The 13,366-nt window shown below is 66.5% G+C and carries 14 protein-coding genes; 6 read left to right on the top strand and 8 right to left on the bottom strand.

What is annotated here, in order from left to right; genetic code table 11:
- Window positions 1-11: 11 nt before the first annotated feature.
- Both BMY06_RS01345 and BMY06_RS01340 read left to right on the top strand, forming a co-directional pair.
- Entirely contained in the window at window positions 12-1,304 is a 1,293-nt protein-coding gene (locus BMY06_RS01345; protein ID WP_074981189.1) for an NAD(P)/FAD-dependent oxidoreductase, read from the top strand.
- A 13-nt stretch (window positions 1,305-1,317) separates the two neighbouring features.
- On the top strand, window positions 1,318-2,622 hold the full coding sequence (locus BMY06_RS01340) for an NAD(P)/FAD-dependent oxidoreductase (protein WP_074981188.1): 1,305 nt from the start codon (window positions 1,318-1,320) through the stop codon (window positions 2,620-2,622).
- Window positions 2,623-2,641: 19 nt separating this feature from the next.
- On the opposite strand, the gene pdxR is transcribed toward BMY06_RS01340, so the two are convergent.
- Window positions 2,642-4,141 carry a MocR-like pyridoxine biosynthesis transcription factor PdxR gene (gene pdxR / locus BMY06_RS01335; protein ID WP_074981186.1) on the bottom strand — a complete coding sequence of 500 codons (1,500 nt, stop codon included), beginning with the start codon at window positions 4,139-4,141 and terminating at the stop codon, window positions 2,642-2,644.
- 101 nt (window positions 4,142-4,242) lie between these two features.
- On the opposite strand from pdxR, the gene BMY06_RS01330 reads away from it, so the two are divergent.
- Complete coding sequence (locus BMY06_RS01330; protein WP_074981185.1) at window positions 4,243-4,704, top strand: GNAT family N-acetyltransferase; 462 nt, start codon at window positions 4,243-4,245, stop codon at window positions 4,702-4,704.
- Window positions 4,705-4,738: 34 nt separating this feature from the next.
- On the opposite strand, the gene BMY06_RS01325 is transcribed toward BMY06_RS01330, so the two are convergent.
- From BMY06_RS01325 to BMY06_RS01310, 3 genes are all read right to left on the bottom strand, one after another.
- The gene (locus BMY06_RS01325) at window positions 4,739-5,320 is read right to left on the bottom strand and encodes a DUF3501 family protein (RefSeq protein ID WP_074981183.1); all 582 of its coding nucleotides are present in this window, start codon (window positions 5,318-5,320) and stop codon (window positions 4,739-4,741) included.
- 37 nt (window positions 5,321-5,357) lie between these two features.
- On the bottom strand, window positions 5,358-6,707 hold the full coding sequence (locus tag BMY06_RS01320; protein ID WP_065061622.1) for a heterodisulfide reductase-related iron-sulfur binding cluster: 1,350 nt from the start codon (window positions 6,705-6,707) through the stop codon (window positions 5,358-5,360).
- 194 nt (window positions 6,708-6,901) lie between these two features.
- Window positions 6,902-7,324: a rubrerythrin family protein gene (locus BMY06_RS01310; RefSeq protein ID WP_065061697.1), complete on the bottom strand. Its 423-nt coding sequence runs from the start codon at window positions 7,322-7,324 to the stop codon at window positions 6,902-6,904.
- Between the two features lie 366 nt (window positions 7,325-7,690).
- Between BMY06_RS01310 and BMY06_RS01305 the strand changes: the two genes are divergently transcribed.
- Together BMY06_RS01305 and BMY06_RS01300 are read left to right on the top strand one after the other, a co-directional pair.
- Window positions 7,691-8,050: a DUF3564 domain-containing protein gene (locus BMY06_RS01305; protein WP_065061623.1), complete on the top strand. Its 360-nt coding sequence runs from the start codon at window positions 7,691-7,693 to the stop codon at window positions 8,048-8,050.
- Between the two features lie 261 nt (window positions 8,051-8,311).
- Window positions 8,312-9,097 (top strand): DNA/RNA non-specific endonuclease, encoded by a 786-nt coding sequence (locus BMY06_RS01300; protein WP_065061624.1) that lies wholly within the window; start codon window positions 8,312-8,314, stop codon window positions 9,095-9,097.
- A gap of 28 nt (window positions 9,098-9,125) precedes the next feature.
- Here BMY06_RS01300 and BMY06_RS01295 read toward each other — a convergent pair whose 3' ends face one another.
- Together BMY06_RS01295 and BMY06_RS01290 are read right to left on the bottom strand one after the other, a co-directional pair.
- Window positions 9,126-9,719: a BPSL1445 family SYLF domain-containing lipoprotein gene (locus BMY06_RS01295; RefSeq protein WP_065061625.1), complete on the bottom strand. Its 594-nt coding sequence runs from the start codon at window positions 9,717-9,719 to the stop codon at window positions 9,126-9,128.
- 46 nt (window positions 9,720-9,765) lie between these two features.
- Window positions 9,766-10,659 carry a M23 family metallopeptidase gene (locus tag BMY06_RS01290; protein ID WP_065061626.1) on the bottom strand — a complete coding sequence of 298 codons (894 nt, stop codon included), beginning with the start codon at window positions 10,657-10,659 and terminating at the stop codon, window positions 9,766-9,768.
- Between the two features lie 270 nt (window positions 10,660-10,929).
- On the opposite strand from BMY06_RS01290, the gene BMY06_RS01285 reads away from it, so the two are divergent.
- On the top strand, window positions 10,930-11,193 hold the full coding sequence (locus BMY06_RS01285) for a hypothetical protein (protein ID WP_065061698.1): 264 nt from the start codon (window positions 10,930-10,932) through the stop codon (window positions 11,191-11,193).
- 52 nt (window positions 11,194-11,245) lie between these two features.
- Here the strand turns inward: BMY06_RS01285 and BMY06_RS01280 are convergent, their stop codons facing one another.
- Entirely contained in the window at window positions 11,246-12,484 is a 1,239-nt protein-coding gene (locus BMY06_RS01280; protein WP_065061627.1) for a dienelactone hydrolase family protein, read from the bottom strand.
- Between the two features lie 102 nt (window positions 12,485-12,586).
- Window positions 12,587-13,228 (bottom strand): HAD family hydrolase, encoded by a 642-nt coding sequence (locus BMY06_RS01275; RefSeq protein ID WP_074981181.1) that lies wholly within the window; start codon window positions 13,226-13,228, stop codon window positions 12,587-12,589.
- Window positions 13,229-13,366: the final 138 nt, after the last annotated feature.

Raw genomic sequence — 13,366 nt, 5'->3', positions numbered from 1 at the left:
ACGCATTTCCTATGCTCAAATTCGCCAATCAGTCTCATGCGCCGTCGTGGTATGCGGCCACCGCCAACGACGCCACCCGCCATCCGTCCTTGCAAGGCACGCTCGACGCCGATGTCTGCGTGATCGGCGCGGGCCTCACGGGCGTCTCCACGGCGCTCAATCTCGCGGAACGCGGCTATCGCGTCGCGCTGCTCGAAGCCTCGAAAGTCGGATGGGCTGCGAGCGGGCGCAACGGCGGCCAGTTGATCGGCGGCTTCGCCTGCGGCATCGACACGTTCGCGCAGTTCATGAACGAAGGCGAAGTCAAACAGATGTGGGACATGGGCCTCGAAACGCTCGACATCGTGAAGTCGCGCGTGGCGAAGCACAACATCGACTGCGCGCTTACGGAAGGGTATTTCACCGCCGCGAACAAGGCGCGCGACGTCGACGAACTCAAGCGCTGGCGCGACGACGCCGCGCGACGCTTCGGCTACGACCGCTTCCGTTACGTCGACGCCGACGGCGTGGGCCGTTTCGTGCAATCGGGCCGCTATCCAGGCGGCCTTTACGATCCGGACAGCGGCCATCTGCATCCGCTCAACTACACGCTCGGCCTCGCGCGCGCGGCTCGCGAAGCGGGCGTGCAGATCTTCGAAGACAGCGCCGTCATGCGCATTCGCGACGAAGCGGGCGCGCACGTGATCGAGACCGCACAAGGCCAGGTGCGCGCGAAGTTCGTCGTGCTCGCCTGCAATACGTATCTGGGCGCGCTGGCGCCGGCGCTCGCGCGCAAGATCATGCCGGTCGGCACCTACGTGATCGCCACGGAACCGCTCGGCGAGGCGCGCATGCGTTCGCTGATGCCCGCGCAGGCCGCCGTGTGCGACAGCCGCTTCGTGCTCGACTACTTCCGCCCCGCGCCCGACACGCGGCTGCTGTGGGGCGGCAAGGTGAGCTATTCGACCTTCGCGCCGCCGAATCTCGGCGAAGCGATGCGCCGCGACATGCTCAAGACCTTCCCGCAACTCGCCGATGTGAAGGTCGATTACGCGTGGGGCGGCTACGTCGACATCACCATGAATCGCGCGCCGCATTTTGGCCGCGTCTCGCCCACGGTATATTTCGCGCAGGGGTTTTCCGGGCACGGCGTGAACACCACGGGTCTCGCGGGTCAGCTGATCGCCGAGGCGATACACGGCCAGGCCGCGCGCTTCGATCTGTTCGGCAAGATCCGTCACCGCGACTTTCCTGGCGGCGCCACCCTGCGGACCCCGGCCCTCGTGCTCGCGATGGCCTGGTATCGAATGAAGGACCTGCTTTGATGGATCTGAACCGATGAAACTCGACCTCGACGCCCAGGCGGACGTGCTCGCCCGCCACTCGTACTACGAAGCCTCCGTCACGCGCCCCGCCGCCGACGACCCGGTGCTCGAAGGCGCGCTCGACGCCGACGTCTGCGTGATCGGCGCGGGCTTCGCGGGCCTCTCGGTCGCGCTCGAATGCCGCACGCGCGGCCTCTCCGTCGTGGTGCTCGACGCGCATCGTCCCGGCTGGGGCGCGTCGGGCCGCAACGGCGGGCAGACGCTCGTCGGCTTCGCGAAGGACGAAGTGCTCGAACAGCAACTCGGTCCGCAAGGCATGCGCGCCGCGTGGGCGCTCTCGATCCAGGGCGTGGAACTCGTGAAGGAGCGCATCGCGCGCTACGGCATCGACTGCGATTTCACCTCGGGCTACGTGACGGTCGCGACCAAACCGAAGCGCGTGCCGAGCCTGCGTTCGTGGATGGACGCGGCGCGTGCGCGCTGGGGCTACGACAAGCTCGAATGGCTCGACACCGACGCCACGCGCGCGCGCGTGAATTCGCAGCGCTATCTCGCGGGCGTCTACGATCCGCTTTCAGGGCATCTGCATCCGCTCAAATACTGCCTCGGTCTCGCCGACGCCGCGCGCAAGGAAGGCGCGCAACTGTACGCGCATTCGCGCGTCACCTCGGTCGTGCGCGGTGCGCGGCCCGTGGTGAAGACCGCGCGCGGCGAAGTGCGCTGCCGCTTCGTGGTGTCGTGCTGCAACGCCGCGCCGGGCGGCGTGCTGCCCGCGCCCGTGGAAGCGCGCATCGCGCCGATCGCCTCGTACATCATCGCGACCGCGCCGCTTGGGCGCGCGCGCGCCGACGCGCTGATTCCGGGCCGCGCCGCCATTTGCGACAACAACTTCTTCCTCGACTACTTCCGTCTCTCCGCCGACGACCGCCTGCTGTTCGGCGGCCGCGCGGATTCGACCGGCGCCGCGCCCGCGCAGCTCACCGAAGCGATGAAGGCGCGCATGACCGGCGTGTTCCCGCAGCTCGAAGGCGTGCAGGTGGAGTATGCGTGGGGCGGTTTCGTCGACGTCACGCGCAACCGCGCGCCCGACTTCGGCGCGGTCGATCCGAACTGGTTCTACGTGCAGGGCTTTTCGGGGCACGGCGTGGCGCTCACGGGCATCGCCGGACGCGTGGTTTCGCAGGCCATCGCGGGCGAGCGCGCCGCATTCGATCTCTTCGCGCAGCTGCGCCACGCGCGTTTTCCGCTTGGCCCCGCGTGGCGTCGTCCCGCGCTCGAAATCGGCATGTTCTATCACCGCATCATGGAGATGTTCTGAGCGTGTCCCGCATCGCGGCTCACAGCATTGCGCGCACCACGCGCGCGAGCGTGGCCATCAGCGCATCCGAATCCTCCGGCGTGGCTTCCGCGTAACCGAGCAAAAAGCCGTTGTAGGGCGCGGTATCGGGCGCTTCGAGCCGATACGCGCTCAGCGGCGACAGCGCGAGTCCATGCTCGCGCGCGGCTTCGCTCACGGCCACATCGTCGAGCGGCGCATCGAGACGCACGCTCAGATGCATGCCGCCCGCGTCCGCCGAGACCGTCATGAGTCCGCCGAGATGCTTGTCGATGGCGGCGACGAGGCCGTCGCGGCGCGCGAGATACAGCTTGCGCATGCGCCGCAGATGGCGCGCGTAACGGCCGCTCTCGATGAAATCGGCGAGCGCGCGCTGGTCGGCCACGCGGCCCTGGCGCACCAGCGTGCGATGCGCCATGTCCACCTGCTCCACCACCTGGCGCGGCACGATCATGAAGCCCATGCGCAGCGCCGGAAACAGCGTCTTGCTGAAGGTGCCGAGATAGATCACGGGCGTGTCGTCGGCGAGGCCCTGGATCGAGGGCAGCGGCGGGCCGTCGTGGCGCAGCTCGCTGTCGTAGTCGTCTTCGATGATCCACGCGCCGCACGCCCGCGCGCGCTCGATCAGCGCGAGCCGCCGCTCGAGGCTCAGCACGCAGCCGAGCGGATATTGATGCGACGGCGTCAGATAGATCAGGCGCGGCGGCGCCTCGCGCCAGTGCTCCTCGCGCGCGGCCATGCCCGCCGCGTCCACGGGAATCGGCACGAGTTCGAGACTGGCCGCCTGCATCGCGACGCGCGCGCCCAGATAACCGGGATTCTCGATCCACACGCGCTCGCCCGCATCCGCGAAAAAACGCGCGCAGAGATCGAGGCTTTCCTGCGTGCCTTCGGTGATGAACACCTGATCGGGCTGACAACGCACGCCGCGCGACACGCGCACGTATTGCGCGATGGCCTGGCGCAGCGCCGGAATGCCCGCGCTCGCGCCATAGCTGAGATCTTCCGGGTTCAACTCGCGCTGCGCGCGTTCGAGCGTGCTGCGCCACTGCGCGAGCGGAAACGCGTCGAGCGCGGGCACGCCCGGACGCAGCGCCGTCACGCCCGCGCGATACGCGTGACGTGGCGGCAATTGCCGCACGCGGCGCGAGAGCGTGCGAGGCGCATTCTCCGCCGATTCCGCCAATTCCGCCGCGACTGCCGCGCGCCCCGATGTGTGCGCGGCCACCGACTTCACGTCGTTCACCACGGAGCCGTGCCGCGTCGCCGTGATGAAACCCTCCTCCAGCAAGCGCTCGTACGCGTAGAGCACCGAATTGCGCGCGATGCTCATCTCCTCGGCCAGCGCGCGGCTCGACGCGAGACGCGTGCCGCGCACGATATCGCCGTCGAGAATCGCGCGGCGCAGGCTCTCGTAGAGCAGATCCTGCTGCGTGAGCCGGCGCTGCACGCTGGTGCGCGCCTTGCGCTCGTAGGCCGCCATCATCAGCGCGTAGTCCAATTGCGTGGCTCCATCATTTGTCAGTTGCGTGGGACTAACAATGGTGCCACAGATCGCTTACGCTGACACTTCCCATCGCATACGACACCAGGAGAACGAGATTGACCGAAGCGATTCACGTGCGCCCCGTGACGCCCGACGACTACGCGGCATGGCGTCCGCTGTGGGACGGCTATAACCACTTCTACGAGCGCTCGGGCCCGACGGCGCTGCCCGAGTCGATCACGCGTACCACGTGGACGCGCTTCTTCGACGGCTACGAACCCATGCACGCGTTCATTGCGCTCAAGGGTGAGCGCGTGGTCGGTCTCGTGCATTTCATCTATCACCGCAGCACCACGCTCGACGGTCCGATCTGCTATTTGCAGGATCTGTTCACGGCGGCGGACGTGCGCGGCCAGGGCGTAGGACGCGCGCTGATCGAAGCGGTGTACGCGCATGCGAAGGCCGCGAACTCGTCGCGCGTCTACTGGCATACGCACGAGACGAATCACACCGCCATGCGCCTTTACGACGACGTCGCGGTGAAGCCCGGCTTCGTCATGTATCGCAAGGACGTTTGACGCGCGGCGCGGCGCGAAGCATCATGCGCCGCGCTCAGTCGAGATCGCCGAGCAGCGACTCGCGCACCGCGCCTTCGATGGTCTGCACCGGCACGCGATAGTTCGGATGATCGCAGCCGATTGTGAGCGCCGCGCCTCCTCGCAGGCGCGTTTTCATCGCCGGCGTCAGTTCGAAGCGCACGAAATGCACGGCCGAGGTTTTCTCTTCGTTGTCGCGTTCGAGGTCTTCATCGGCGATGGCGAACACGGGCGCTTCGCCCGCTACCTGCACGAACACGCGGTCCTCGATGCCGATCAACCGCGCCAGCGCCGCGCGGCGCTCGGTTTCGTTCTCGTATTCGATTTGCAGCGTGGCCTTGAAGTTGCTGCCGTCCGGCACGAGCGGCGCGTAAGCGTCGAGTTCGCCCTGAATGCCCGCCTCGTCGAAAATACGCTCGATATGCAGCATTTCCTGAATCTGATAGCGGATCGTCGCGTCGTCCTCGAACAGAAACGTGAGGTGATTGCCGAGCGCCACGGCGCGGCGCTTCTTGTGCTCGATGATGCGGCTGCGCATCTCGATGCGCTGTTTCGCATACGCTTCCAGCGTGAGCAGCGAATCTCTGGCGATGGTCATCGGAATCTCTCGTGGCTTGATTGCATCGTTATCCTGATCAAATGCCGTACGCGCGGCGCAGCAGCGTCAGCGGATGCGCGAGCGGCGGTCCGCCCTGCGCGTCGCGCAACTGCATCTCGTCGATCCCCTGCGCGATGTGATGGCCCGCGAGCGCGCAATCGGAGGCAATGAAATCCGGCTCGCCCTGCGCCATCTGCCTGAATACCGGCGTGCCGATCTTCATCGCCATCGCATGGAATTCCTTCTTCACGCCGAAGGTGCCCGCGTGGCCCGAACAGCGCTCGACCACGTTGACCTTCGTGTCCGGCACAAGCGACAGCAGATCGGCGGTCTTGCGGCCGATGTTCTGCACGCGCGCGTGACACGGCACGTGATACGCCACCGTGCCGAGCGGCGCGCGAAAATCGGTTCTGAGCAGGCCATCGCGATTGCGCGCCACGAAGTATTCGAACGGATCCCAGAACGCGTCGCTCACGGCGCGCGTGTCGGCGTCGTCGGGGAACATGAGCGGCAGTTCGTGCTTGTACATCAGCACGCAGCTCGGCACCGCGCCCAATAACGCGTAACCGTCGCGCGCGTACTGCGCGAGGATCGGCGTGTTGACGTCGTGCTTCTTCGCCACGCCGGCCAGATTGCCCTGTTCGAGCAGCGGCATGCCGCAACACGATTCGCTTTTCACGAGCACGTAGGGAATCGCGTTGTGATCGAGCACCGCGAGCAGATCGTGGCCGATGCCCGGCTCGTTGAAATTCACGTAGCAGGTCGCGTAGATCGCGACCTTGCCCGGCGTGCGCTCGCCGTCGCGCACCTCGCTCGCCGACGCCTTGCGCGCCGCGCCGCGAAACTTGCGCGTGGCGAACGACGGCAGCCACGCATGGCGATCCACGCCGAGCGTGTCCTCCAGCGCCGCGCGCATCGCCTTCGTGCCGTTCACCGCATTCACCGTCTGCGTGACGACCGGAATGCCCGCGAGCTGACCGAGCGCGTCGGTGTTCGAGAGCACGCGGTCGCGCAGCGTCACCTCGCCGTTGCGATAGTCGATCGCCTTCGCGCGCAGCATCAGATGCGGAAAATCGACGTTCCACGGATGCGGCGGCACATAGGGACACTTCGTCATGTAGCAGAGATCGCACAGATAGCACTGGTCGACGACCTTCGGGAACGCGGCCTTGTCGACGTCGTGCGCCTCGCCGCTATCGGTTTCGTCGACGAGATCGAACAGCGCCGGAAACGCGCCGCACAACGACACGCAGCGGCGGCAGCCTGCGCAGATGTCGAAGACGCGCGCCAGTTCGTCGTCGAGCTGGGCGCGGTCGTAGAACGCGTCGGCGCGCCAGTCGAGCGGATGCCGCGTCGGGGCTTCGAGACTGCCTTCCTTGTGGGGCATGACGTCTCCTTGTTTTCGTTTTTCTATGTCGATACGGCGCGCGCGCACGAACGCACGCGACGCGGCGCCGGCCGCGTGCGCGTGGCGGCGGCAAAGCGCCTGCGTGGGCGCGCGGGTCGCGCCGTGAATCGTCGGGACCGGATCGGCCGGAATTACCTGGCCGGCGCTAATCGGCCAAACCTAAACGGCCAACCCTAATCGGCCAGCGATTCCAGCGCTTTCGTATAACGATTCGCGTGGCTGCGCTCCGCCTTGGCGAGCGTCTCGAACCAGTTGGCGATTTCGTCGAAGCCCTCGTCGCGCGCGGCCTTGGCCATGCCCGGATACATGTCGGTGTATTCGTGCGTTTCGCCCGCGATCGCCGCCTGGAGATTCAGCCGCGAACTGCCGAACGGCAGGCCCGTGGCCGGATCGCCGACGGTTTCCAGATATTCGAGGTGGCCGTGCGCGTGGCCGGTTTCGCCTTCGGCCGTCGAGCGAAACAGCGCGGCGACGTCGTTCTGGCCTTCCACGTCGGCTTTCGCCGCGAAATAGAGGTAGCGCCGGTTCGCCTGGGATTCGCCGGCGAACGCGTCCTTGAGATTTTGCTCGGTCTTCGAGCCTTTGAGCTGTGCCATCTGTGCCTCCATCCATCGTCTGATTGTGGGAACTATGGGGACGCGGCGCTGCGCATCTTCGTGCGGTGCAGCAGACATGAATGCGGACGACGCCGCTCTATCAATCTAGGAAATGCCCTTTGCAGTCCCAATTGCGAATTTCAATCTCGCCGATAGCCGGAATGCAAATCGCCGCGCGACGGCGCGCCACCGGCAGCGAAGCTTGGCCCAATCCGGACACTGCACAGGCGCGACGATTTGACGTCCCACTATGTGAAGAATCGCCTTGCACAAGCGCGTACACATCCTATGCTGAATGTCTGCCCCCGAGTCTCAACGAGTGTCACGACAGTTTCCGCGCCGATGGCGCGTCTTTGCGGAGATCACATGCGACTGACGATCCTGATTAACGGTCCCGATCCGACCGTCAACCACGACTACGCCGTGCTCTGGCTCGATACCGACCAGCAACGCTGGTCGCGCGAGTCGCACGACGGCATCGAGCTTCCCGCCTGGGGCGAGATACGCGATGCGAACGGCGTGACGGCGCTCTGCGCGCCGCGCGAGAACGAACCGCTTTGCACCCTGCGCGGCCTGCATGTGAACCGCCGCCAGGAAATCAGCTCGGCGCACGGCGACGCCACCTGGGCCTGCGAAACCTCGCACGCGCAGATGGAAGGCCAGTGGCGCCTGCAAGCGGTGGATCGCCAGGCGATCCACGCCGAAAACGCGCTGTTCGCAGGCTGATCCCTTCGCGCCGCGCGGCGCGGTCGTTCCCTTTAGCGTCTTAGCTGCATGCCTTGCGGCGCCGCTTCCAGCGGCGCCGTTTTACTTTGTGCGCGCTGTCTGCCCATATGGCCGCTCGCGAACGCGGCCGCTATACTTTCGGGCCCTTTATGCATAGTGCGCAGGGCACGCCCGAAGCGTCGCTGGCGTTTGAATTTGCGCTTCGCGTTTCACGTCGCCCCGCGTGATCCGATCGTCTCCCGTCTTCCCGTATTCCCGCCGATGAAGAAGCTGTTTGCCTGTCTCGTCATGGCCGTGTCGAGTTTCTCGAGCCATGCGTTCGCCGCGCCCGCCTGCACCGATTTCGTCCCCGACGGCCAGTTCCCCAAGCTCACCAATCCGCGCATGGCGCCGAAGACGCGCATGCTCTGTTATTCCGATTTCGTGGTGCTGCATTCGGGCGTCACGCACGGCCCGCTCTGGTCGGCGGAACACCTCACGCGCGATCACCTCGAAGACGCGAAGGAGATGACGCGCACCAATCGCTTCTTCGAAGACGACCGTCTGCCGGCCGGCGAAGGCGCGACACTCGCCGACTACAAGCGCAGCGGCTTCGACCGCGGTCACATGAGCCCGGCGGGCAATCGCTGGAATCCGCAGGCGATGGCCGAATCGTTCTCGCTCGCGAACATCGTGCCGCAGAACCGCGAGAACAATCAGCGGCTGTGGTCGCATATCGAAACGGCCGTGCGCAAGCTCGCATCGAAATATGGCGACGCCTACGTCGTGACCGGGCCGCTGTTCACGGGCGCGCAGTTGCAGACGATCGGCGCGTCGCGCGTGCTGGTGCCCACGCAGATCTTCAAGGTGGTGTACGTGCCGTCGCAGCAGCTCGCGTTCGCGATCGTCGCCGACAACACGACCGTCGATCGTTACGACGTGCGTTCGGTGCGCGATCTGGAAACGCAAAGCGGCATCGCGTTTCCGGGCATTCCGGCGAACGTCGCCGCGCAGTCGAAGGTGACGTTCAACGGGCGCGCGTTCGCCGTGAAGAAGTGGGGATGGTGAGGACGTGAAGGGACGAAGCGCGGGCGGATCACAGATCCAGCCGCGACACCTTCGACCCTTCGAGCGACACGCCGGCCATCAATCCCGCATTGGTCAGCACGAAGGCCTCGATGGGATTGACGGCCGTGGTGGTGTCGAGCGTGCCGTTCGCGCCCATCTTGACGAGCGCGACGGTCGCGTCCGCGCCCGCGGCCCAGCCGCTGCTGCGCTTGAAGCGATCGAGCGCGCCGCGGGTCATGAACGCGTAGACAATCGTGCGTGACTGAGCGCCGATCTGCACGCCGAACGAGCCCGAGGTCGTGCTGAAATAGCCGATCGTGCGTGCGCTCACGCGCAATGCGCCGCGCCCGTACTGGCCGCCCACGCCGAAGCTCGCGCCCACCACGTCGGGGAACACGAGCACGCCGCTCGCCTTGTCGATCAATTCGCGCGAGCCTTTCACGGTGCGATAGAGCCTGGCGAGCGCGGCGTCGACATCGGCGTCGATTGCGCGGCGCGCGCGGATGTTGTCCGCAGCGATGTCGCCCGGCGAAGCGGACGGGGTCGTGCACGCGCCCAGCGCGAGCGTGGTCAACGCGGCGGCGGTTGCTGCGCCGCTCGCGAGAAATTGCCTTCTGTCCATGAGGTGTCCAATCTGTGCGGCGGGATGGCGAATCGATCGCCGTGTGTCAGGGCGTGGCGCGCGGCAAACGGGTTTGCGGATCGACCGCCTTGCCGTCCTCGCGCACTTCGAAAAGCACGCCGCCCTTGTTCGCGCCATCGGCGGCGCTGGTGGCGAGCGTCTGGCCCTGCTTCACGGCGTCGCCTTCCTTGACGAGCACTTTGCCGTTGCGCCCGTAAGCGGTAATGAGATGCGCGTCGTGCTTGACGATCACGAGCTTGCCGTAGGCCTTCATGCCGCTGCCCGCGTAGACCACGCGCCCGGCGGCGGCAGCCTTGACCGGTTGCCCCGGCTCGCCCGCGATGGCGATGGCCTTCGACTTGCCGATCGTCGTCGGCGTGACGGTGCCGTTCATCGGCCAGACAAGGCGGCTGCCGGCGCGTGCGGTGGTCGTCGCGGCGGAGGTGGATTTCGTCGCGCTGCTTGAGGCTGAAGAAGCGGCTGCGGCTGTGGAAGCGGAAGCCGGTGTGGTCGTGGAAGCCGCAGACTTCGCCTCGGCGACAGCCGATGCGGCGGCAGGCGGCGTCACCCGCAGCAGTTGCCCCGTCTGCACCTGGCCCGACGCGGGCAGCTTGTTCCACGCGGCGATATCGGTGGCACGTTGCTTCTGGGTCGCCGCGATGTGATACAGCGTGTCGCCCGCCTTGACGCGATAGAAGCCCGCAGGCGCGGCTGCGGATGTGGCGGCCGTCGGTGTCGCGGAGGTCGTCACGAGCGGCATGGCGACCGGCGACGCTACGGCGGCGCCGGTTTCGTGCCTTTCGGCCGCCGCAGTGGCGTCATCGTCGCCTTCGCGCGAGAGCGACTGCCACGGCGTGAACGTGCAGGCGGCGAGCAGCGAGACCATGCCGGCGGCCACCGCCACACCGGCGATGTCGCTCGCCTTGTCTAGAATTCCCATGACGCTCTCCCTGTTCAAGCTGCACGATTCGTCCGCGCCGCGCGGCGCAGGTGCGTCATGATCTTCGCTTTACTGGAAAGTGCTGCGGATTCGCGCGAGAATTCTGACGTTAATCAACGTCATGACCGGGTATCACGCAATATTTGACAATCAATTAACGCTTTCGCGCACAAATCGCGCAATGGATTGATGCCGTTGCACAGCGGTTTGATCGCGTCGCGGGCGGCTTCTTATAATGCGGGCCCGCGCTTTACGCTCAAGGAGATTTCGATGGGGTTCGACGCATACGCAAACGACGACGACGTGCTCAACGTGCAGGGCGACGCCCTCACCGTCACGAACGGCACCACGCGCGTGACGCTGGCCGGCACGCTCGAACTGACGCGCGACAAGCGCGGCCTCGCCGCCGCGCTCGCGCTCAAGGCCGCGCTCGACAGCGTGGTCGCCGCACTGCAGACCGACCCGCATCTGCCCGCGCAGGTGAAGGACGAGCCGGACGCGAAGCCCGGCGTCGTCGACAATCCGTTTCGTTGAGCGTTGATCGCTGAACGTCGGTCGCGGATCGTGAACGCGCGCGCCGCGCGCGTCAGAACGGCTTGCCTTCGCTCGTTTGCCACGCGGGCATGAGCGTGTTCGACGGCAGCGTTTCATCGAGCAATTTCTTCGCGCTCGCGATGCCCGCGATCGGCAGCCCGGTCGGATCGATGGCGCCGATCTGCGCGAGCACCGAAGCCTGATCCCAATAGATGTGCTCGTTATAGAGCTTCGCGCCGCGAAAGCAGATCACGGCCAGCATCGGCACTTCGAAATACTTGCCGGTGGGCGCGAGGCCCGGCAGCAGCCAGTCGATCTCGCGGTCGTGCGTGCAGCAGAAGATGAACTCGTCCACCACGCGGTCCGAGCCGATGGTGCGCGAGATCGGAATCAGGCGCGTGTCGGCGGGATTCGAATGCACGAAATGGTGCGTGTAGAAGCGCTTGAGTTCGTCGTGGCCCACGCCGCCCGTCATCGTCGGAATGTGGTTGACGTAGGGCTGCGCGACCATCGTCGGCATCACGTCGTGCGGATTGCGCGTGACGAACTCGTGATAGCAGTGCTCTTCCCAGAGCGCATTGAAATCGTAGATCGGACCGAGCACGCGGCGCAGCATCGCGAGCGTGCGCGAGTAGGCCATCATCGCGGCGGGCTTGTCGTATTGCGGACGCGCCGCCGATGCGAACGCATGATCGCAGCCCGGATACGTGTACAGCTCGACGCCCGGCTTGCCCGCCAGCGCCTGCGCGATGCGCTCGCGCGCCGCGGCGTCGCACCATTTATCTTCGGCGGGGAAGTGCAGCATCAGCGGACAGCGGATCGTATCGGCTTCGTTCAGCACGTTCTCAAGGCCCACGGCGTAGTAGCCGATCGCGCAATCGATGTCGGTGCGCGCCGCCGCGAGATACGCGAGCCGCCCGCCCAGACACCAGCCGACCGCGCCCACCTTGCCGCGCTGCGAGGGATGCGCGCGCAGCGCCGCGAGCGTCTGCGCGATGTCGTCGATGGCGAGATCGACGTCGAAGCGGTCGTAGAGATCGAGCGCTTTCGCCATGTCGGCGCCCTCGTAACCCAGATCGACGTCCGGCTCCAGACGCCAGAACAGGTCAGGCACCATCACCACGTAGCCTTCCTCGGCATAACGCTCGGCCAGCGCGCGCATCGATGCGTTCACGCCGAAGATCTCCTGCAGCAGCACGAGGCCCGGCCCGCTGCCTTCGGGCGGCAGCGTCGTCCAGGCGCGGAACGTGCCGCCGTCGCGCGAAGTCACCTGAGTCCATTGTCCGTTCATGGGTGCGTCTCCTTGTGTTCGTTTTTGCGTTCGATTGTGGGTTCGCTTGTGCGTTCGTTTATGTGCCGACGTGCGCGTCACGCGGGAATTGACCGACGGCGCTCAGGCCGGCGCGAAGCCGCCTTGCGGCGCGAGCGCGGGCAGCGGCGCCTCGCCGCGTATCCAGGCGTAGTTCGCGAGTTCGGCCATTTCGCGGTCGCCGCGGCTGTCGCCGTAGGCATACAGCGTGGCGGGCGCGTGCTCGCCCCACCAGCCGCGCAGCCGCGCGACCTTCTCCGGGCCCCAGCAGTTCTTGCCCGCGAGCTGTCCAGTGTAGACGCCCTCGCGCCAGGCCAGTTCGCTCGCCAGCACGGTGTCGATGCCGACGCCCGGCGCCCACTTGCGCAGATAGATCGACGGCGACGCGCTCACGAGCACGACTTCGTGGCCGAGCGCCTGATGTTCGCGGATGCGCGCGAGCATCTCGGGGCGCAGCAGATCGGGCAGGCGCGTCTCGACGAAACGTTGCGCGGCGGCTTCGAGCGCCTCGCGCCGCACATTGCCGAGCGCGGCGCGCAGAAAGCGCGCCTTGGTGCGGCCACGGTCGGACCAGCCGGGCGCGATGCCCGCGAGCCACGGCAGGCAGCGCAGCGCGGCGAGGGCGAAGCGCGCGGGCCCGGCGGCGTCGAGCATGAAGGCGCGGAAACTATCGGACGTGGTGATGGTGCCGTCGAAATCGAAGGCGGCAACGACGCGGTCGGTCATGAAGCTCAAGGGGGAGCGCGGAAATCCGCGAGGTCGATAGGCCGGGCTTGCCGGTCGAAAGCAACGAAAGCCGCGTCATTGTCGATGCAAACGGCGCGGCGCTGCAATGGCGCGGATGTTCTGGCCGCATGCTTTCGT

Source organism: Paraburkholderia tropica (assembly GCF_900109265.1).
GTDB lineage: Bacteria > Pseudomonadota > Gammaproteobacteria > Burkholderiales > Burkholderiaceae > Paraburkholderia > Paraburkholderia tropica.
The sequence above is the reverse complement of the archived record's forward strand: the minus strand, read 5'-3'. Positions and strand labels throughout refer to the sequence as shown.

Bases quoted from the DNA above. Each gene is read 5' to 3' on its own strand.
- BMY06_RS01345 (WP_074981189.1), top strand. From the start codon at position 12: ATGCTCAAATTCGCCAATCAGTCTCATGCGCCGTCGTGGTATGCGGCC.
- BMY06_RS01340 (WP_074981188.1), top strand. From the start codon at position 1,318: ATGAAACTCGACCTCGACGCCCAGGCGGACGTGCTCGCCCGCCACTCG.
- BMY06_RS01325 (WP_074981183.1), bottom strand. From the start codon at position 5,320: ATGACCATCGCCAGAGATTCGCTGCTCACGCTGGAAGCGTATGCGAAA.
- BMY06_RS01300 (WP_065061624.1), top strand. From the start codon at position 8,312: ATGAAGAAGCTGTTTGCCTGTCTCGTCATGGCCGTGTCGAGTTTCTCG.
- BMY06_RS01310 (WP_065061697.1), bottom strand. From the start codon at position 7,324: ATGGCACAGCTCAAAGGCTCGAAGACCGAGCAAAATCTCAAGGACGCG.
- BMY06_RS01275 (WP_074981181.1), bottom strand. From the start codon at position 13,228: ATGACCGACCGCGTCGTTGCCGCCTTCGATTTCGACGGCACCATCACC.
- BMY06_RS01320 (WP_065061622.1), bottom strand. From the start codon at position 6,707: ATGCCCCACAAGGAAGGCAGTCTCGAAGCCCCGACGCGGCATCCGCTC.
- BMY06_RS01285 (WP_065061698.1), top strand. From the start codon at position 10,930: ATGGGGTTCGACGCATACGCAAACGACGACGACGTGCTCAACGTGCAG.
- BMY06_RS01295 (WP_065061625.1), bottom strand. From the start codon at position 9,719: ATGGACAGAAGGCAATTTCTCGCGAGCGGCGCAGCAACCGCCGCCGCG.
- BMY06_RS01305 (WP_065061623.1), top strand. From the start codon at position 7,691: ATGCGACTGACGATCCTGATTAACGGTCCCGATCCGACCGTCAACCAC.
- BMY06_RS01280 (WP_065061627.1), bottom strand. From the start codon at position 12,484: ATGAACGGACAATGGACTCAGGTGACTTCGCGCGACGGCGGCACGTTC.
- BMY06_RS01290 (WP_065061626.1), bottom strand. From the start codon at position 10,659: ATGGGAATTCTAGACAAGGCGAGCGACATCGCCGGTGTGGCGGTGGCC.